Raw genomic sequence first — 327 nt, 5'->3', positions numbered from 1 at the left:
CTCGCAGACCTGCTGGTCCCCCCCCGCGCCGCCCGCCCCGCTCCCGAAGCGGCTGTGGCGGCCCCCCCGGGGGGCCGGCGGCCACCGGGGGCCGCTCCGAAGGGCGTCGTGGGGGGCCAGCGGGGCGGCGTGAGGGTGGATCGCGGTGCGCGACCGCCTTCCGGGCGGTGGCGGCCCAGGGGCGGGTGGCGCGCGGCGAGTGGGTGGCGGGGTAGGGCTGCGGTGGCGGGGGGCTCTCGGCGGTGATGCTCGCGGCGGCCTGCGGGGCCCGTGTGGTGGCCGTGGACGTGTCGCCCGGCGCGCTGGAGCTGGCGCGGAGGTTCGGCG

Annotated in this window: 1 pseudogene; it reads left to right on the top strand. The window is 82.6% G+C overall.

The features are described from left to right. Positions 1-137 precede the first annotated feature (137 nt). Positions 138-327 (top strand): annotated as a pseudogene (locus PUR26_RS24270) (methyltransferase domain-containing protein); the annotation flags it as partial.

The sequence above is a fragment of the Streptomyces sp. SP18CS02 genome (assembly GCF_036322365.1).
GTDB lineage: Bacteria > Actinomycetota > Actinomycetes > Streptomycetales > Streptomycetaceae > Streptomyces.
This window is presented reverse-complemented; position numbering and strand designations above follow the sequence as displayed.